The 19731-nt window shown below is 74.8% G+C and carries 12 protein-coding genes; 8 read left to right on the forward strand and 4 right to left on the reverse strand.

What is annotated here, in order from left to right; genetic code table 11:
• From ABEA77_RS21600 to ABEA77_RS21610, 3 genes are all read right to left on the reverse strand, one after another.
• The coding region (locus ABEA77_RS21600; RefSeq protein WP_345650095.1) for a PadR family transcriptional regulator at window positions 1–853 on the reverse strand (853 nt) is incomplete at its 3' end.
• A gap of 1 nt (window position 854) precedes the next feature.
• Window positions 855–1742 (reverse strand): DUF4097 family beta strand repeat-containing protein, encoded by an 888-nt coding sequence (locus ABEA77_RS21605; RefSeq protein ID WP_345650135.1) that lies wholly within the window; start codon window positions 1740–1742, stop codon window positions 855–857.
• A gap of 297 nt (window positions 1743–2039) precedes the next feature.
• On the reverse strand, window positions 2040–2228 hold the full coding sequence (locus ABEA77_RS21610; protein WP_345650097.1) for a DUF6104 family protein: 189 nt from the start codon (window positions 2226–2228) through the stop codon (window positions 2040–2042).
• 160 nt (window positions 2229–2388) lie between these two features.
• Between ABEA77_RS21610 and ABEA77_RS21615 the strand changes: the two genes are divergently transcribed.
• From ABEA77_RS21615 to fxsT, 8 genes are all read left to right on the forward strand, one after another.
• Window positions 2389–2877 (forward strand): CU044_2847 family protein, encoded by a 489-nt coding sequence (locus tag ABEA77_RS21615; protein WP_345650100.1) that lies wholly within the window; start codon window positions 2389–2391, stop codon window positions 2875–2877.
• Complete coding sequence (locus tag ABEA77_RS21620; RefSeq protein ID WP_345650103.1) at window positions 2874–4949, forward strand: VMAP-C domain-containing protein; 2076 nt, start codon at window positions 2874–2876, stop codon at window positions 4947–4949. Before ABEA77_RS21615 ends, ABEA77_RS21620 begins: the two co-directional genes overlap by 4 nt.
• Before the next feature lie 108 nt (window positions 4950–5057).
• Complete coding sequence (locus tag ABEA77_RS21625; RefSeq protein WP_345650106.1) at window positions 5058–6077, forward strand: AAA family ATPase; 1020 nt, start codon at window positions 5058–5060, stop codon at window positions 6075–6077.
• 7 nt (window positions 6078–6084) lie between these two features.
• Window positions 6085–9549 carry an SAV_2336 N-terminal domain-related protein gene (locus ABEA77_RS21630; protein ID WP_345650108.1) on the forward strand — a complete coding sequence of 1155 codons (3465 nt, stop codon included), beginning with the start codon at window positions 6085–6087 and terminating at the stop codon, window positions 9547–9549.
• Window positions 9550–9845: 296 nt separating this feature from the next.
• A complete protein-coding gene (gene fxsA, locus ABEA77_RS21635) occupies window positions 9846–10040 on the forward strand; it encodes an FxSxx-COOH cyclophane-containing RiPP peptide (protein ID WP_345650110.1) in 195 nt (64 codons plus the stop codon).
• 253 nt (window positions 10041–10293) lie between these two features.
• Window positions 10294–11448, forward strand: a complete 1155-nt coding sequence (locus tag ABEA77_RS21640; RefSeq protein WP_425588350.1) for an FxsB family cyclophane-forming radical SAM/SPASM peptide maturase — start codon at window positions 10294–10296, stop codon at window positions 11446–11448.
• Between the two features lie 7 nt (window positions 11449–11455).
• Window positions 11456–12973 (forward strand): aKG-HExxH-type peptide beta-hydroxylase, encoded by a 1518-nt coding sequence (locus tag ABEA77_RS21645; protein WP_345650116.1) that lies wholly within the window; start codon window positions 11456–11458, stop codon window positions 12971–12973.
• Between the two features lie 121 nt (window positions 12974–13094).
• Window positions 13095–16115 carry an FxSxx-COOH system tetratricopeptide repeat protein gene (gene fxsT / locus ABEA77_RS21650; protein WP_345650118.1) on the forward strand — a complete coding sequence of 1007 codons (3021 nt, stop codon included), beginning with the start codon at window positions 13095–13097 and terminating at the stop codon, window positions 16113–16115.
• Between the two features lie 112 nt (window positions 16116–16227).
• Here the strand turns inward: fxsT and ABEA77_RS21655 are convergent.
• Window positions 16228–19731, reverse strand: a 3504-nt coding sequence (locus tag ABEA77_RS21655; RefSeq protein ID WP_345650121.1) for a multifunctional oxoglutarate decarboxylase/oxoglutarate dehydrogenase thiamine pyrophosphate-binding subunit/dihydrolipoyllysine-residue succinyltransferase subunit, incomplete at its 5' end; no start/stop codon positions are given.

The raw sequence follows: 19731 nt of genomic DNA on the forward strand, positions 1-19731 counted from the left end.
CCGTGCGGTCCGAGGCCGGGCCGTCCGGGGATCCCGTGCGGTCCGAGGCCGGGCCGTCCGGGGATCCCGTGCGGTCCGAGGCCGGGCCCGCCGTGGGCTGCGTGCGGTCCGACTCCGCGCCGTACGCCGTGCCGGGGCGGCCCGTCGCCAGACCGCTCAGCCGGCCCGCGATCTCGGACAGGCCCTCCCGCACGCCGGTCGGCCAGTCGCCCCGCGCGAAGTGGACCTGCACCTGCTCCTGCACCTGGCGGGCCATCCGCAGCACCTCGTCACGGGCGAAGTCCTGCGCCTCCTTGGCCTGCCGCCGCGCGCGCTGCGCCTCCTCACGGGCCCGGCGCGACTCGTCCTTCGCCCGCCGCGCCTGCTCCTTCCACTCCTGCTTGGCGCGGCGCATCTCCTCGCGCGTCGTCCACCACGCCTCCTGGTCCCCGCTCGCGTCCGCGCCTGTGCCCGCCGCCTCGCCGGGGTCCGAGGCCCGCGCCGCCGCGCGCATCTCGCTGCGCAGCCGCCCGGCCGCGCCGCGTACGTCGTCGCGGATCTCCGCGGCGAGCTCGGAGACCGACTCGCGGATCTCCAGTTCGAGCTCGGCGAGTTCCCCGCCGCGCCCGGCCAGCTCGGCGCGGCCCGCGTCGGTGATCGAGTAGACCTTGCGGCCGCCCTCGGTGGCGTGCGTGACGAGGCCCTCGGACTCCAGCTTCGCCAGCCGCGGATAGACCGTGCCCGCCGAGGGCGCGTACAGGCCCTGGAAGCGCTCCTCCAGCAGTCTGATCACCTCGTACCCGTGGCGGGGCGCCTCGTCGAGGAGCTTGAGCAGATACAGCCGCAGGCGGCCGTGGGCGAAGACGGGCGGCATGTCACAGCTCCTTCGTACGGGCGGGCCCGGCGTCCGCCAGGTCCTCGGCCGGTGGCCTGCGCAGCAGGGCGATCGCGCCGGACACGGTGGACGCGCGCAGCGTGCCGCCGCCGGAACCGAGCGTCCCGCTGAGCCTCTTCGCGCCCCACCCGCCGGTCACCCTGAGGTCCTCGAACGCGCTGCTGACCCGCCCGCCGGCGGTGTTCGCCTCCACCTCGGTGTCCACCGGGTACGGCAGCCGGATCGCGACCTCGCCCGAGACCGTGCTCAGCCGGATGTCCGCGGGGCCGGCCGCCGGGTCGAGGTCGAGCACCATGGCGCCGCTGACGGAGTCCGCCCGTACGGACGACCCCGCGCCCTCCACCACCGTCAGGTCGCCCGAGACCGAGTGGAAGCGCAGCGCGCCCGTGACGGCCTGCGCCTCCACCGCGCCGGACACCGTCTCGGCGAGCACCCCGCCGCGGAGGCGGACCAGTGTCGCGTCGCCCGTGACGCCCCGCACCTCGGTACGGCCCCGCATCCCCGACACCACGGCCGCCGCGCCGACGAAGCCGACCTCGGCCGAGGCGGACCAGGGGACGGTGAGGGAGACGACGGCACTGCGGCCGTGCCCCCGCCGGCCGCCGAGCCAGTCGAGCAGGCCCTGCCTCGTCAGGTCCCCGTACCCGACGCCGAGCGTGCCGCCGTCCCTGGTCACCACGAGTGGCGGGCCCTGGATGTCGCTGATCTCCAGGCGCGCGCCGCCCTGCGCGGCGAGGGCGGCGGGGTCGGCGCCGACCACGTTGACCGTGCCGCCCACGACGCGTACGCGCAGGGCGGTGAGCGGCTGCTCGGTCAGGTCGAAGGTGAGGGTGTGCGGCTCGGCGACCCGCCAGGTCGACCGCGGCAGCTGTGACATCGATGGCCCCCGATCCGTCCCGGGCGCGCGGGGCGCGCCGGGACCCGTCCACGGCATGACGGGACACAATATATCGCGTCCTTTGACAGGACGCGATATGTCGTGGATGAGGGAGGTGGGTGGTCGCAGGCCCGCGACCACGCCACGCCACGCCACGCCACGGCGCGATCGGACGTCGTCCTCCGACGCGTCGGCCGCGCCGTTCTCACCGTCTGTGCCGCCTGCGTCCCCTGTGTGGTCGGTGTGGTCTGCGGCGTCTGCGGCGTCTGCGGCGTCCGGTCGGGTCCGTTACGCGTCGTCCTCGTCCTCGTCGTCGTCCAGCCGGGCCAGCCAGGTCGCAAGCCGCTCGACCGGCACCTCGAAGTCGGGATTGAGGTCGACGAAGATCCGCAGTTGTTCGGCCAGCCATTCGAAGGTGACCTCTTCCTCGCCCCTGCGGGAGGCGAGCTCCTCGATGCCCCGATCGGTGAAGTACATGCCCGTCAGCGTAAAGGGCCCAGGTCGGGGCGAGAACCGGAGGCCGCCGCGGGGCGTCTGTCCCGGTGGCGGCCCGTGTGACCTCGCGTCCCCGTGTCCACTGCCGCTACCCTGCGGGACTCGGGGCCGCACCGACGGGGCGTCAGGATCGGGGGATGTCGTGGTGGATTCCGGAAGTCGCGTCACGCTGGTGGAGATGCCCGACGGGACGCCCGTATGGGCCAGGGTCTCCGGGGCCGAGGCCCTGGAGGAGCCCTCGGGCGGGCTGCGGTTCTCCGACGTCGGCGCGGGCCGGCGCGTCGCCGCGCGGGTGGAGGACCTGGGGGACGTGGTCGCGAGCGTCGCCAGGTCGCTCGCCGCGCCGCTGCGCGCCGTACGGCCCGACGAGGTCAGCGTCGAGTTCTCCATCGAACTGACCGCCAGGGCGGGCAAGGTCGTCGGGCTGATCGCGGACGGCGAGGCGAAGGGCGGCATCACCGTCACCCTCAACTGGCACGGCGGGCCACCGGACCTGACCGCCCCCGCCGCGTCCCCTGCCGCTCCCGCGAGCGCCCCCGTACCCCCGCAGACGCCCCCGTCCGCCGGGGCGGGGACCGGCGCAGCGGCGCATCCGGGCGGCGGCGCGCCCGGCGCGGGGAGCGGAGAGTGACGTACGGGGAGGGGGACGGCGCGTACTACGCGCCGGACGAACCCCTCGCCGCTCTCGCGAGCCTCGTGACGGCCGCGACCGTGCGCATCCATCGGCCCGGCCCCGGGTATGACCCCCACGGGCCGGGGTCCTTCCTGGGCAGCGGCTTCTTCGTCGCTCCCAACTGGGTGCTGACATGCGCCCACGTAGGCCTGATGGGCGAGCGGCAGGGGGAGGTGTGCCAGGTGACGGTGGTCTTCGCCGACCCGGACGGCGGGGGCGAGCGCGCGGTGGCCGGGACCCTCACCGCCGTGCTGCCCGAGGGCGAGACCGCGCCGCCCGAGCCGGGCCGCCGGGTGCCGCCGCCCGACCTCGCCCTGATCCGCCTCGACACCCCGACCGCGCACCCGTGCGTCTATCTCGCGGAGCGCGTCGCCAAGCGGTTCGACGGCGGCAAGGTGCTCTGGGCGGGCTGGGCCGAGGTCGACGGGGCGCTGGAGATCGTCGTCAGCGCACGCGGCCGCGACCTCGGCACGGTCGGCACGCAGATCCGCCTCGGCGACGACGTGCTCACGGAGGGCATGTCGGGCGGGCCCGTCGTCGACCCGCGGCGCGGCCAGGTGATCGGCGTGATCAAGTCCCGCAGCATCGGGTCGGACGGCGGCACGGCCGTCGGGGTCGAGCAGCTGCGCACCCTGCCCTCGCCCGCGGGCCTCCTGCGCGACGAGGCGCACGACACGTACCACGCGGTGTGCCACGCGCACGACCGCTACCACCGCGACCGCCACCACCACCCGGGCCCCGAGGACAGCTGGACCGACGTGCAGGCGCGTCTTGAGAAGGGCGCGGGCCGCGTCCTCGGGCCGGCGCACCGCGTCGAGTTGCTCGGCCGGCTCGCCGAACTCCCGCCGCCCGTCAGCACGTCGAGCCTCCTCGACCTGATCGGCAGGGCCGAGGGGCGGCGCGGCGGCCGCGGCACCCAGCCGGTGCCCGCGCCGCGCAGCTGGCGCGACGGCCTCGGTGAGCTGCGCGAGACCCACGGCGGCCCCGCCGACCTCGAACTGGTCCTGCGCTACTGCATGAGCGCAGTCGCCGCCGAGCGGCCGTACGTCACCGCCGCGACCGCCGGGGCGGAGGAGGCCCTGTACCACTGGGTGCGCGAGCTCGCCAGGGACCGGCTGACCCGCTCCTTCCGCGGCGAGCTGCGGCAGCTGTGGGCCGAGAGCCGTGAGCGCACCGACCGCGCGCAGCGCCGCGCCCTGCCCGTGTACGGCGAGCGGCCAAGACCCGGCGAGCGCGCCAGTGTCCTGCTCGAACTCGAACCCCGGGGCTGGGAGCGCGACAGCTACGACTGGCGGGTCGGCGTCGCCCACTTCAACGGCGAGGTCGACGCCATAGGGGACGGCACCGGCACGGTGCTCGGCGAGCTGCCGGGCGCACTGGCGGGCCCGCTCGCCGAGGCGTTCCGCCAGTGCGACGAGCCCGACGAGCCCGCGGTCCTCCAAGTCGCCCTGAGCCAGGGAGAGCTGGGCCTCGACGTGGAGCGGTGGAGCGTGGTGCCGGGGATGCCGCCGCTCGGCGTGCAGCGGCCCGTGGTGGTGCGCTGCCTCGACCCCGAGCCGTTCGACGGCGCCACCGGGGAGCAGGCCCGCTGGGACCACCTGCACACGGTGGGCATGCGCACCGAGGACGTCGACTGCCAGGACGGCGACCCGGTCGCCGTCGAGGGCGAGGAGCGGCTGGCCTCGCTCGCCCACGAGACCGTGCCCGTGCTGTGCCACTTCGGCCGGCGGCCGGGACCTGAGGCGGCGGAGGGCTTCGCCCGGCTCGCCCGCACCGGCTACCGCGTCCTGCTGTTGCGCAGGGAGACGGAGACCGGCCCTGAGGCGCTCTGCGCCGATGTGCACCGCAAGGCCGCCCGGGTGGTCACCGAGATGCGGACGGCCGGTCATCTCCCCGGTAAAATCCATGAGTTGCGGCAGGGAGTCTGGCAGAAGAGGACCGAGACCTACTGGTCGGACCAGGTGGCGCTGTTCTACGACGACCCCCGCCACCCGCTGCCCGGCCCCGGCCTCCTGCTGAACGCGCCGTGACCCGCACCACCGGCGTCCTCCCGCCGCACCCGCCCCGGGGGCCCGCCGCGCACCACGCCCCGCGTCACCGACACCGGACGGCCGAGCGACGACCATGAGGGACACGCTATGAGCGAAACCAGCGAGTGGCTCATCTACCGCGGCGCGGGCGAACCGCACGACGGCATCACCCGGCTGCCCCCGCCGCCGCCCTGGCGGGACTTCACGGGCCGGGACGCGGCGTCGCACGAGAGCGGTGAGGACGAGTCCGCCGACCGGCGCCTCGGCGTCCACCGGCACCGCGCAGAGCTGCACCGGCCGGGCGCGGAGGAGCTGGAGATGATCAACGCGGCCCTCTACCTGCGCCGCCCGCTGCTCGTCACCGGCAGCCCCGGCGCGGGCAAGAGCACCCTGGCCCACTCCGTCGCCGCCGAACTCGGCCTCGGCCGGGTGCTGCGCTGGCCCATCGTCAGCAGGACCCGGCTGGTCGACGGCCTCTACCACTACGACGCGATCGCCCGGCTCCAGGACGTCCAACTCGCCTCCCACCGCGGGGACTCCGGCACAGAACCGACCGCCGACGTCGGCAGCTACATCCGCCTCGGCCCGCTGGGCACCGCGCTCCTGCCGTCCGACCGGCCGCGCGTCCTGCTCATCGACGAACTGGACAAGAGCGACATCGACCTCCCCAACGACCTGCTGAACGTGCTGGAGGAGGGCGAGTTCGCCATCCCCGAACTGGAGCGCATCGCCGACCGGCTGCCGGACGGCGAGGCCCAGGTCCTCACCCACGACGGCACCAAGGTCACCGTCAAGGGCGGCCGTGTGCAGTGCCGCGCCTTCCCGTTCACCGTCCTCACCAGCAACGGCGAGCGGGACTTCCCGGCGCCGCTGCTGCGCCGCTGCATCCACCTCGAACTGGGCCGCCCCGACCACCAGCGGCTCTCCACCTTCGTCACCGCGCACCTCGGGGAGGACGCGGCGCGGGCGGGCAGCGACCTCATCTCCCAGTTCTTCGAGCGCTCCCAGCGCCAGCAGATCGCCACCGACCAGTTGCTCAACGCCGTGTACCTGACGGGGATCGCGGCCCCGCAGAGCCGTGAGCGCCTGGCCGACCTGCTCATCCAGCGGCTCGACCGGCCGAGGTGATGCGCTGATGTCCGGCGTACCGGCCAGGGACGGCGGCCCCGGCGGCCCGGCGGCGCCCGGCGGGGAGCGCGCCGCGCTCGCGGCGTTCGTGGCCCGGCTGCGCCAGGCCGGGCTCGACCCGGACGCGCGCCAGCTCTGCGACGTGCTGTGGCTCGCGGGGCACCTCGCCCCGTTACCGGAGCCGGGCGGGCGGTCCGGGCCCCCGGGACCCGGTGGCGCGCAGCCGGGGGAAAACGCCGTGGACGGTGTGAGCGGCGCGCAGGACGGCGGGAACACCGCACCCGTGAACGGCACGGACGGCACCGCCGACCCCCAGGACCCCGCACGCCCGCCCACCGACCCGCGGGTCGCGCTCGGCGCGCCGCGCGCCGACGACGGGAACGACCGCCTGGGCTCAGGACCGCCCGGCGGCCCCGGCGGGCGCCCCCGGGCGGGCCTCGCGCCCGGGGTCCCCGGCGGCGCCGTGCTGCCGCTCGGCGTCCCCACCGCGAACGCGCTGCCCGCCACGCTCGGCCTGCAGCGCGCGCTGCGCCCGCTCCAGCGCTACCGCCGCTCCACCGCCCCCGCGCGGACGGAGCTCGACGAGGCGGCCACGGCCGACCTCAGCGCACGCGCGGGCGGCCTCATCATGCCCGTGCACCGCGCCGAGCCGCGTCCCGACGTGGACCTCCAGCTGGTGATGGACGTATCGTCCTCGATGCTCGTGTGGCAGCAGCTCATCGCCGAACTGGAAGATATTTTCGGCCATTTGGGCGCCTTCCGCGATGTGCGCACCCGCTACCTCCACCAGGGCCCCGACGGGGAGCCCGCCGTCTCCGCGAGCATGGACCCGGCCGCCGCCGCGCTCGGCCCCGCGGAACGGCTCTGCGACCCCACGGGCGGCCGCATCACGATCCTGGTCAGCGACTGCGCAGGCCCGCTCTGGTACAGCGGCCAGGCCCACCGCCTGCTGCACCGGCTCGCCGGGCTCGCGCCCGTCGCGGTGCTCCAGCCCCTGCCGCAGCGGCTGTGGAGCCGCACGGCCCTGCCCGTGACGTACGGGGTGCTCGCGCGCGGCGAGGGCGCGAACGCGGGCACGCTGCGGCTGGTCGGACGTGGCGCCCCGGCGCGCGCAGCGGGCGCGGTCGCCGTGCCGGTGCTGCCGCCCGTCGCCGCCTCGCTCGGCGCCTGGGCGGCCCTGCTGTCCGGCACGGGCGCAGGCCACACGGACGGTGCGGTCGGCTGGGTGCGCCCCGACCAGCCCGCGACGGCCGTGCCGCGCCGCGGGCAGCCGCTGCACGCGGCGCAGGTGGTGCGCAGGTTCCGCTCGGCGTCGTCGCGGGACGCCGGCCGCCTCGCCGGATACCTGGCGGCCGCGCCCCTGTGGATGCCGGTGATGCAGCTCGTGCAGCGCACGATGCTGCCCGACTCCGGCCCGGCGGAGCTGGCGGAGGTGCTGCTCGGCGGGCTGATGCGGCTTGAGCGGAACGCCCCGGCGAACGGCGGGCCCTGGTACGCCTTCGACCCCGGCGTACAGGACGAACTCCTCGCGCCCCTCACCCGCGAGGAGGCCCTGCTCGTCCTGAAGCACTGCTCCGACTACATCGAGCGGCACTTCGGCAAGGGCAGTTGGAACTTCCCGGCCGTCGCCGCGGCCCAGCTCGACAGCGGACGCTCCGGCATCGACTGGCCGGTGCGGCGCCCCGCCGCCGGGTCCCCGTACTCCCCGGACGAGGACGGCGACCCGGAGGAGGCGCGGCGCGCCAGATCCGCGGTGCCGCACCCGTTCGCCGAGGTCGCGGCGCACGTTCTCGAACAGTTCATGCCTCTGCCCGGCCGCCGCACCGCCGAGGGCGACGAGCCGCGCCCCGCCCCCGACGCGGTCCGCACCGCGTGGTCGCTCGTGCGGGAGTACGAGGCGGACGGCATGATGCAGCACCTCCTCGACGCGGTGCAGCTGCTGCGGGGCGCCGTCGCGGCCGACGCGCGCCCCGCCGGGCGGCAGGAGGCCGGCGGCGGGGACGGCTCGGACGTCACGGAGGAGGGGCGCACGGAGGTCCGCACCACGCTCGCGAACTGCCTGCTGCGCCTGTGGGAGGTGCAGGGCGGCCCCGGGCTCCTCAAGGAGGCCGAGGACGCCGCCCGGTGGGCCGTCGACCACTCCGGGGGCGCACGCGGGCGCGCGGTGCTCGCCGCGATCCTGCACGCGGCCGCCGACGACCTCCAGCGGCGCGGTGACGAGCGCGGCGCGCTCGACCTGCTCCAGCGGGCCGACCGCGAGTACACGGCCGCCTGCGCGAGCCCCGGCATGGAGCCGGGCGACGCGCTGCGGCTGACCCTTGAGCGGGTGCGCGCCCTGGAGACCCAGTGGCGGCTCGGCCACGACACCGCGCTGCTCCAGAGCGCCGTCGGCATGCTGGAGGCGTTCTCCGACGCCTGGCCCGACCAGCGCAGCCGCCCCGCCGCGCTGCCGCTCGCCCTCGGCCGTACGCTGCTGCGGCTCTCCGGCGCCACGGAGGACACAGAACAGGCCCAGCTGTACGCGAAGCAGGCCGCCAGGTCGCTGCGGAGCGCGCTCGGCGAGCAGAGCGGCGCGCATCAGACCGGCGGCACGCAGGCGGGCACCGTACTCGACCTCGCCGACGCGCTGCTGGCCTCGGGCGACGCCCTCGACGACGGGCTCACCCTGGTCGGCCGGGCCCTCGGCATCGTCCGCGACGAGCGGCTCAGCGCCCAGCTCAGGCTGCGCGAGGCCCGCCTCAGGCTCGCCAGGTACCGGGCGGACGAGGGCCGCGGTCCTGCCGAACTCCACGAGGCCATAAGGTCGTTCGCGCTCGCCGCCCGGGGGGTGCCGCGCGACACGGCCGCCCACGCCGATGTGCTGGCCGAGTGGGGGAGCGCGCTGCTGCGGCGGGCCTCGCTGCCCGACGGCGCCGAGCACGTGCACGCGGCCGTGCAGGTGCTGCGCGACTGCCGGGCCGAGACCGCGCTCGGCGACCCGCACCAGGCGGACCGGCTGCTGATGCTGGGCCGCGCCCTGATGATCAGGCACCGCATCGCGGAGGACCGGGTCGACCTGCGGGAGGCCGAGTACCTCTTCGGGCTGGCCGCGCGCGAGGCGCGCGACCCGCTCACGGCGGCGCGCTGCTGGCTCGAACTGGGCGCCGCGCGCCTCGACGCGCACCGGGTGCTCCACCGCCCGACCCGCCTCGACGAGGCGGCGGAGGCGTTCCGGGAGGCCGCGCAGGCGGCGCGCCGCGCCGAGGCGGGCGCCAACGGCGCGACCCCCGCCCTGACCTGGCGCGCCGAGGAGGCGGTCGCGCTCCAGGCGCGCGCCCATGACGGACGGGGGCGCACCTATGCCGAGGCGGCCCGTCCGCGCGCGGCCCGCGACGCCTACCGGGCGGCCCGCGAGCAGTGGCGCAAACTGCCCGGGGGCGGCGGCGAGGAGGGGGAGGAGACGCTGGACCGTCTGGCGGAGCTGGAGCCGTGAGCGTTCAATGGTGGCGGGCGGCTGCCCATGACATGGAGCGACCACACTGGGTCGCCCACCGAGCGAAAGCGACCGATTCCGGGAGGCGTTGAGCGGAGGACCGTACGATCCGGACGCCGCCGCGTGCTGTGCGGCACCCCCGGGGCGGCGGCACGCCCCGCGGGGACCGCGCCCCGGACCGTACGCGCCACCGCGGCGGACGGCGGCCCGGCGACCGCGGACGGGACTCGACGGCGAGTGCCGCACGGGACGGAGCGCGCACCGGGACCCGCGCACGGCGACCACGGGGAGAGACCATGAGTGAACCGCTGAGCCCTGACACCGGCACCGAGGGCGAGGGCGCCGCGCCGCCGCTCCCCGACCTCTGCGAGGTCGACCTTGAGACCCTGCGCACCCTCGACCACCCCGTGCTCGCGGCGATGGTCGCGGACCTGCGCGAGCGCGCCGAGCGCCCACGCGAGATGCTCTGGGGCTTCACGAACGCGTTCTGACCGCGGGAGGACGCCTGCGCCCGGCACCTGTCCGGCGCATATGCCGCACTCCGGGCAGCCGTACGCTTTCGGACCTGCCTGCTCGGGAACCGGACAACATCGTCCGCCCGCGGTTCGCGTCCGCCCGCCCCAGACATATCCCGTCTCGGGGTGTTCCGCACCGCAGCGGCGGCTCCCCGCCGCTTCGCGAGCCGCACAGTATCGGGGGTTCTTCGTGCCGCGCAGGGGGACACCGGGGTACACCGGCACGCCCGTGCCCTTCGGCCAGTTCGTCGTCAAGGCGCACGGCAGGTGCAACCTCGCCTGCCGCTACTGCTACCTGTACGCGGGCCCCGACCGCACCTGGCGCGCCCGCCCCGCGCGCGCAGACGACGACGTCCTGGCCCGCACCGCCGCACGGATCGCCGAACACGCCCGCGCCCACGCCCTGCCCGCGCTCTCCCTCGTCCTGCACGGCGGGGAGCCCCTGCTCGCGGGCGCGGAACGGCTCGCCGCCTTCGCCGGCCTGGTACGCGACTCGGTGCCCGCCGACTGCGCCGTGCACGCCTCCGTGCAGACCAACGCCACCCTCCTCGACGCCCGCGCGGTCGACATCCTCGCCCGCCACCGCGTACGCGTCGGCATCAGCCTCGACGGCGGCCTGCCCGCCCACAACGCCGCCCGCGTCGACCACGCGGGCCGCCCCTCCTGGCCCGCGGCGGCCCGCGGCGCCCGGCTGCTCGCCCAGCGCGCGCCCGAGGCCTACGCGGGCGTCCTCGCCGTCGTCGACCCGCGCACCGACCCCGTCGAGTTCTACGAGTCACTGCTGCCGCTCGCACCGCCCGCCCTCGACCTGCTCCTCCCGCACGGCAACTGGACGAAGCCGCCGCCGGGACTGCCGGGAGGCGACCCGGCGACCGCGCCAGGCACCGCCCGCCCCACCCCGTACGGCGACTGGCTCTGCGCCGTCTTCGACCGCTGGTGGGACGCGGACAGGCGGGAGACGCGGATCCGGCTGTTCGAGGAGTGCGCGGGCCTGCTGCTCGGCCTGCCGGGCGCCACCGAGTCGCTCGGCCTCGACCCGGTGGCGACGGTCGTCGTGGAGACCGACGGTGCGATCGAACAGGTCGACTCCCTCAAGTCCGCCTACGACGGGGCGGCCGCCACCGGCCTCGACGTGTTCGGGCACAGCTTCGACGAGGTGCTCGGCCACCCCGCCGTCGCCGCGCGCCAGGCGGGCCCCGCCGCACTCGCCCCCGCCTGCCGTGCCTGCCCGCTGCTCGCCGTCTGCGGAGGCGGCCACTACGCCCACCGCTACCGCGCGGGCCGCGGCTTTCGCCACCCGTCCGTCTACTGCGCCGACCTCGACCGGCTGATCCGGCACGCCGCAGCGCGGCTCGCGGCCGCGGCCGTCGGGAGCGGCAAGTGAGGTCCCCGTGAACGCCACCCCCACAACCGCCCCCACAGCCGCCCCGCCGGGCCCCGTGCCCGCGCCCCTGCTGCGTGAACTCGGCCGCACGGAGGGCGGCCCGCGCGCCCTCGGCCTGCTCGTACGCGACCAGCACGCACGGCGGCTCGTCCGCCTCAGAGCCGTGCTCGACGCGGCCGCCGCGGCGCCCCCCGGCCGGTGCCCGCCCGCCGCCCGCGACCGGCTGCTCGCCGACTGGGCGCTGCTCGAAGCGGCCGAGCGCGCCGACCGGGACGCCGTACGCGCCGTCCTGCTGCACCCGATGACCGGGCCGTGGGCCCAGCGCTGCCTCTACGGCCTGACGGCGGACGGGCCGGGCACCGGTGGCGACCTCGCCGCCGACCTCGCCCACTTCGGGGCGGTCGCGGCAGCCGCCGCGGTACGCGCCCGGTTCCCCTTCACCGCCCGGCTCACCGCCCACGGCGGCCTGCTCGCCCTGCCCACCCTCGGCGCCCTGCACACCTGCCCCGGCACCCGGGTGGACCTCGGCCTCGACACCGAAGGGGTCCTCACCCTGCGCCAGGGCCCCGCCACCCCGCCCGCCGTGGTCACCACCGCCGCAGGGCCCACCGGGGCCGCGAGCGCCGCCCGCGGCGACGACCCGCGCTGGCTGCCGCTCGGCTCGCTGCCCGCCCTGCTGCCCGGCGCGGCGCCCGTGCTCCTCGACGACCTCGACCCGTACCGCACCGCGGGCAGCGGACTCGAACGCCACGGCCTCGGCGCCGTCACCCGCCTCGACCCGGCGAGCCGCGCGGCCTGGGCGGCCTCCTGGGCCGGCACCGAGGCCGTCCTGCGGGCCGGCGGCGCCCACCGGGTCCAGGAGGCGACTCTCCTGCTGCGCTGCCTGGTACCGCTCGCGCCGCCCCCGGGCCGGGGCCCGGCAGGCGAGAGCGCCTCCCACTGCAGCGGCACCCGGCGCGAGGCGTTCGGCGCCGTCCTCAGCAGCCTCCCCTCCACCTCCGCCTACCTCGCCGCGACCCTCGTCCACGAGCTCCAGCACACCAAGCTCGCCGCACTGAGCGCCCTCGTCCGGTTGCACGAAGCGGGCCCGGCAGAAGCGTATTTCGCGCCCTGGCGCACCGATCCGCGCCCCTTCGACGGACTTCTCCAGGGTGCCTACTCCCACCTCGCGCTCGCCGACTACTGGCAGCGCTACGCCCTCGCCGCCCCCGGCACCACCGCGCGCGACCTGGCGTGGGCCGAGCACGCCCGCTGCGCGGAACAGGTGGCCGCGGTGCTGCCCGTCCTCGCGGGATCCGGCGCCCTCACCCCCCAAGGCCGCCTTCTCGTCGATGAGATGACGGCCACTCACGAGCGGCTCGCCGCCGACCCGCCGCCCCCGGGACACGCCGCGCGGGCCCGCGCCTACGTCGACACCGCACGCACACTGTGGCGGCAGCGCCACCGCACCGCGGCCCTCGCGACACCGGGAGCGGGCGGTGGCCCCGCCCCCCTCGGCCGGGGCGGGGGACGACCGGACGCATGAATCTTCCCGCCGGCCCCCCGCGGCTCGCCCCCACGTCCCGCCGAACCCCGCCAGGATCGCCCTGCCAGGGCCTAAGCTCGACGTCATGTCAGGTGGGCGCATCATGATGGGAGACGGTTGAATGCCCGGAGCACGCAAGAGGGTTGCCGAGTCCGGGCCGCTGACCGTGACGATCAGCTTCGCCGGGTACAACCGCGTGTGGGCCGCCTGGATAGGGGACCGTCTCGAGCGCCGCGGGCACACGGTCTCCTACCAGCGGTGGGACCCCCAGGAAGGCACCCCGCTCGCGGACTCCCTGCGCGCCCTCGCCCTCGCCCCCGGCCCCGTCCTCGTCATCCTCAGCACCTGGTACTTCCAGCTGGGCCCGCGCACCCAGGCCGAGTGGAACAGCGCGCTGACCGAGGTCGTGGCCCCCGACCCCGGCAGGTTCGCCGGGGTGTCCGTCACCAACGACGCACTGCCGCCCGCCACCGCGGTGTTCGCCGCGGCCGACCTCACCACCGTGGGCGAGCAGGAGGCCGAGCGGCGCGTCCTGGCCAGACTCGGACTGCCCACGGACCCGCTCCCCGCCGACCGGACCCCGCGCGGCGGCCCGCGCTTCCCCAACGACCCCTCCGACGTGTGGGGCGGTGTGCCACGCCGCAACACCCGCTTCACCGGCCGCGAGCCGCTCCTCAACGACATCTACCACACCCTCAAGAGCGCCGAGGACGGCGCCCGCGTCGTCACACTGCACGGCATGTCGGGCGTCGGCAAGACCCAGCTGGCCGCCGAGTACGTCTACCGCTTCGGCGCCGAGTACGACGTGGTGTGGTGGGTCGCCGCGGACAAGCGCGCGGTGTGCCGCCAGCGCCTCGCCCAACTCGCCCCAGAACTCGGCCTGTCCACCGGTGTCGACTACGGCGAGCGGCTGCGCGCCACCCGCATCGCGCTGCGCCGCGGCGACCCGTACGCCCGCTGGCTGATCGTCTTCGACGGCGCCGACGACCCCGAGGCCATCTGGGACCTGGTGCCCGAGGGCCCGGGCGACGTGCTCATCACGGCCCGCAACCCCGAGTGGGCCCAGCACAACAGCCTCCTGATGGAGGTCCCCGCCTACGACCGCGACGAGTCGGTGTCGTTCGTCCTGCGCCGCGCCCCGCGCCTGACCGCGCGCGAGGCCGACCGGCTCGCCGAGGCCCTCGAAGACCTGCCGCTGCTGCTCGACCAGACCGCGGGCTGGCTCAACGACTCGGACATGTCCGTGGACGAGTACATCGCCCTGCTGGAGCAGGAGGGCATCGACGAGGACGTCGTACGGGTCTCCCGCGACTTCCCGACCTCCTTCCCCACCAGCTGGTCGATACTGCTCAACCGCCTCAGGGAGACCGTCCCCGAGGCCGTCACCCTGCTGCGCCTGTGCGCGTTCTTCGCGCCGGGCGCCATCCCGGTGCGCCTCGTGCGCGACCTGCCCGCGCAGGAGCTGCCGGAGAGCCTGCGCGGCCTCGTCACCAACTCCGTCAGCTGGGCCGCCGCCATCAACAAGCTCCGCCAGTACGCGGTGGTGCGCGCCGCGGGCGTCGGCGACCGGGAGATCCACGAGACCATGCCGGAGGCCGGCGGAGCCGTGCCGGGCGACACCCTCTACATGCACCGGCTCGTGCACCAGATCATCCGCCAGGACATGCCGGCGGAGGACCACGACGAGCTGATCGAGGTCGTGCGGCGCGCGCTGGCCGCCGCCGACCCTGGGCAGCCGACCGACTCCCGGATGTGGCCCGAGTACGCGGAGATCGCGCCCCACCTGCGCTGGGCCGACGTGCTCAGGACCACAAGCCCCGCCATGCACACCCTGGTGCTCAACTGCCTCCAGTACATGCTGCACTCGGGCGAGTACCAGGCGGGCCTCACCCTCGGCAGCCGCGCCATGAAGGCGTGGAAGGAACAGCTGGGCGACACCCACCCGCGCATCTGGGACCTCACCCACCACTACGCCAACCTGCTGCGCGCGGTCGGCGACTACGCGCACACCGAGGCACTCGAACGCACGGCGGTCGACCACCTCAGGGAGGCCCACGGCGCCAAGGACCTCAGCCATCTGCGGGCCGCCGGCGGCCTCGCCGCCGACCTGCGCGGCCTCGGCCGCTACGACGAGGCGTACACCATCTCGCGCTGGGTCCTCGACGCCTACCAGGAGCTCCTCGGCGACCAGGACGCCAGGACGCTGAACGCGCAGAACAACGTGGCCGTGTCCCTGCGCCTGCTGGGCCGCTACCCCGAGGCCCTCGACCTCGACCTGCGGACCCTGGCCGAGCGGCGGCGCCTGCTGAGGCCGCGCCACCGCTGGTCCCTCTTCTCCGAGATCCACGTCTCCACCGACCAGCGGCTGCTCGGCCGCTACAGCGAGGCCGAGTCGATCCAGGCGCAGAGCGTACGGGTCCACCGCGGCGTCCTCGGTCCCGACAACCCGCAGACGCTCAACGCGGAGCACAACCTCGCCCTCACCCTCTACCGCATCGGCCGCCGCAGGGAGGCCGCGGAACTCTTCACCGGCGTCCTCGAACGCAGCGAGCGCGTCCTCGGCGAGGGCGACCCCGACACCCTGCGCTTCGCGGCGGGGCAGAGCTGCTTCGCCCGCGAGCACGGCGACATCGACCAGGCCAGGGAGATAAGCGAGCGCGTGGTGGAGGGCTACACGCTGCTGCTCGGGCCCGGCCACCCCTTCCCGACGGGCGCCCGCTCCAACCAGGCCCTCATCATGCGGGCCGTCGGCGAGCGCGAGCAGGCGTACGAGCTGGCCGAGCACGCCCTCGCCGGGATGCGCGCCGCGGTAGGCGACGACCACCCGTGGACCCTGGGGTGCGCCATCAACGCCTCCGAGATGCGCTCGCTGCGCGGCGACACCGAGTCGGCGTCCGCCCTCAACGCGGACACCGCGGCGCGGGCGGCCCAGACCCTGGGCCGCACCCACCCGCTGACGCTCTCCGCGCGCGTCGCCACCGCGGCGGACCTGCGCACGCTCGGCAAGCGCCTGGAGGCCGACAAGACGGAGGCCGAGGCGCTCGACGACCTCGCCGCCACGCTCGGCGCGCAGCACCCGCACACGCTGGCGGCCCGCTCGCGCACCCGGCCGTACTGGGACTTCGAACCCCAGATCGTCTGACGGCGGCCCCACGCGGCGAAGGGCCCGGCCCCACGCGGCGAAGGGCCCGGCCCCGCGAGGAACGCTCCTCGCGGGGCCGGGCCCCTGTGCCAATCCGGTCGGGCCCGGGGCCTCAGGCGTCGAAGACCTCGTTGACCAGCTGCTCCTGCTCCTGCTCGTGACGCTTCTTCGAGCCCACGGCGGGGGACGAGGAGTGCGGGCGCGAGATGCGGCGCAGCCGCTCGCCGTGCGGCACGTCGGCGCCGACCGCGAGGTCCAGGTGGTCGATCAGGTTGAGCGCGACGAACGGCCAGGCACCCTGGTTCGCCGGCTCCTCCTGCGCCCACAGGTACTTCTCGGCGTTCGGGAACTTCGCGATCTCCGCCTGGAGCTCCGCGCCCGGCAGCGGGTAAAGACGCTCAAGCCTGATGATCGCCGTGTCCGTCGCGCCGCGCTTCTTCCGCTCGGCGTCGAGGTCGTAGTAGACCTTGCCCGCCGTGAAGACGACCTTGCGCACCTGCGCCGGATCGACGCTGTCGTCGCCGATCACCGGGCGGAACCCGCCGGAGGTGAACTCCTCGGTCTTCGACTGCGCGGCCTTCAGCCGGAGCATCGACTTCGGGGTGAAGACGATCAGCGGCTTGTGGTGCGGGTTGTGGACCTGCCAGCGCAGCAGGTGGAAGTAGTTCGACGGGAGCGTCGGCACTGCGACCGTCATGTTGCCCTGCGCGCACAGCGCCATGAAGCGCTCGATGCGGGCCGACGAGTGGTCGGGGCCCTGGCCCTCGTAGCCGTGCGGCAGCAGCAGGGTGACGCCGGAGGTCTGGCCCCACTTCTGCTCGGCGGCCGAGATGTACTCGTCCACGATCGACTGCGCGCCGTTGACGAAGTCGCCGAACTGCGCCTCCCACATGACCAGCGCGTTCGGGCGGGCCAGCGAGTAGCCGTACTCGAAGCCCATCGCCGCGTACTCGCTGAGCAGCGAGTCGTAGACGTTGTAGCGGGCCTGGTCCTCCGTCAGGTACTGCAGCGGCGTGTACTCCTCGCCGCTCTGCTGGTCCACCAGGACCGCGTGGCGCTGGCCGAAGGTGCCGCGGCGGGTGTCCTGGCCGGCGAGGCGCACCGGGGTGCCCTCCATCAGCAGCGAGCCGATGGCCAGCGTCTCGCCCGTGCCCCAGTCGATCGTGCCGTCGTCCACGGAGGCCGCGCGGCGCTGGAGCTGCGGCATCAGCCGCGGGTGGACGTGGATCGACTCGGGGATGTTGACCTGCGACTCGGCGATCCGCTTGACGACCTCCTGCGAGACCCCGGTCTGCACGCTCACCGGGAACTCGGCCTGCGCGTCGGGGACGACCGCCTCGGACGGCTGCGAGGTGGCCTCGCGGACCTCAGCGAAGACCTTCTCCAGCTGCCCCTGGAAGTCCTGGAGCGCCTGCTCGGCCTCTTCGAGGGTGATGTCGCCCCTGCCGATCAGCGACTCGGTGTACAGCTTGCGCACCGAGCGCTTGTTGTCGATCAGGTTGTACATCTGCGGGTTGGTGAACTGCGGGTTGTCGCCCTCGTTGTGGCCGCGGCGGCGGTAGCAGATCATGTCGATGACGACGTCCTTGTTGAACGCCTGGCGGAACTCGAAGGCGAGCCGCGCGACGCGGACCACGGCCTCCGGGTCGTCGCCGTTGACATGGATGATCGGCGCCTCGATCATGCGGGCCACGTCCGTCGCGTACATCGACGAGCGGGACGCCTCGGGGGCGGCGGTGAAGCCGACCTGGTTGTTGATGACGATGTGCACGGTGCCGCCGGTGCGGTAGCCGCGCAGCTGCGACATGTTCAGCGTCTCCGCGACGACGCCCTGGCCCGCGAAGGCCGCGTCGCCGTGCAGGGCGACCGGCAGGACCGTGAAGTCCGTGCCCGCCTTGTTGATGATGTCCTGCTTGGCGCGGGCGATGCCCTCGATGACCGGGTCGACGGTCTCCAGGTGCGAGGGGTTCGCCGCGAGCGACACCTTGATCTGCTCGCCGTCGAGGCCGGTGAACGTGCCCTCGGCGCCGAGGTGGTACTTCACGTCGCCCGAGCCGTGCATCGACTTCGGGTCGAGGTTGCCCTCGAACTCGCGGAAGATCTGCGCGTACGACTTCCCGACGATGTTCGCCAGCACGTTGAGGCGGCCGCGGTGGGCCATGCCGATGACGACCTCGTCGAGGCGCGACTCGGCGGCCGCGTCGAGGACCGCGTCGAGCAGCGGGATGACGGACTCGCCGCCTTCGAGCGAGAAGCGCTTCTGGCCCACGTACTTGGTCTGGAGGAACGTCTCGAACGCCTCGGCCGCGTTCAGGCGGCGCAGGATGCGCAGCTGTTCCTCGCGCTCCGGGTTGGCGTGCGGGCGCTCCACCCGGTCCTGGATCCACTTGCGCTGCTTCGGGTCCTGGATGTGCATGTACTCGATGCCGATGGTGCGGCAGTACGAGTCGCGCAGGACGCCCAGGATGTCGCGCAGCGTCATCGTCGACTTGCCGGCGAAACCGCCGACCGCGAAGTCGCGCTCCAGGTCCCACAGGGTGAGGCCGTGCTCGGTGACGTCCAGGTCGGGGTGCTTGCGCTGGCGGTACTCCAGCGGGTCGGTGTCGGCCATGACGTGGCCGCGCACCCGGTAGGAGTGGATCAGCTCGAAGACGCGGGCCGCCTTGGTGACGTCGTCGTCGTGCGAGGCGTCGATGTCCTTCATCCACCGCACGGGCTCGTACGGGATGCGCAGGGACTCGAAGATCTCGTCGTAGAAGCCGTTCTCGCCCAGCAGCAGCTGGTTGACGATGCGCAGGAACTCGCCGGAGGCCGCGCCCTGGATGACCCGGTGGTCGTAGGTCGACGTCAGGGTCATGACCTTGGAGATGCCGAGCTTGTTCAGGGTGTCCTGCGACGTGCCCTGGAACTCCGCCGGGTACTCCATCGCGCCGACGCCCAGGATGACGCTCTGCCCGGGCATCAGCCGCGGCACCGAGTGGACCGTGCCGATGCCGCCCGGGTTGGTCAGCGAGACCGTGACGCCGGAGAAGTCGTCCATCGTGAGCTTGCCGTTGCGGGCGCGCCTGACGATGTCCTCGTACGCCTGCCAGAACTCGAAGAAGCCGAGCGTCTCGGCCTTCTTGATGCCCGCGACCACGAGCTGGCGGTCGCCGTTGGGCTTGACCAGGTCGATCGCGAGGCCGAGGTTGACGTGCTCCGGCTTGACCAGGGTGGGCTTGCCGTCCTTCTCGGCGAACGAGTGGTTCATCGACGGCATGGCCTTGATGGCCTGCACCATCGCGTACCCGATCAGGTGCGTGAAGGAGATCTTCCCGCCGCGGGCGCGCTTGAGGTGGTTGTTGATGACGATGCGGTTGTCGAACAGCAGCTTCACCGGGACCGCGCGCACGGAGGTCGCCGTGGGCAGTTCGAGGGAGGCGGCCATGTTCTTGGCCACGGCCGCCGAGGGGCCGCGCAGCGTCACGTACTCGGGTCCCGCCTCCGCCTCGGTGGCCGCGGCGGCCTTGGGCGCGGCCGCGGGCTTCGCGGGCTGCGCGGGCTGCGCGGGGGCGGTCGGGGCCTGCACGGGCGCGGCGGGCGCCGGGCCCGCCGTCTGCGCCTTCGCCTGGGCCTT

Origin of the sequence: Streptomyces tremellae, from assembly GCF_039540215.1 — a bacterium.
In the GTDB taxonomy this organism is placed as follows: domain Bacteria; phylum Actinomycetota; class Actinomycetes; order Streptomycetales; family Streptomycetaceae; genus Streptomyces; species Streptomyces tremellae.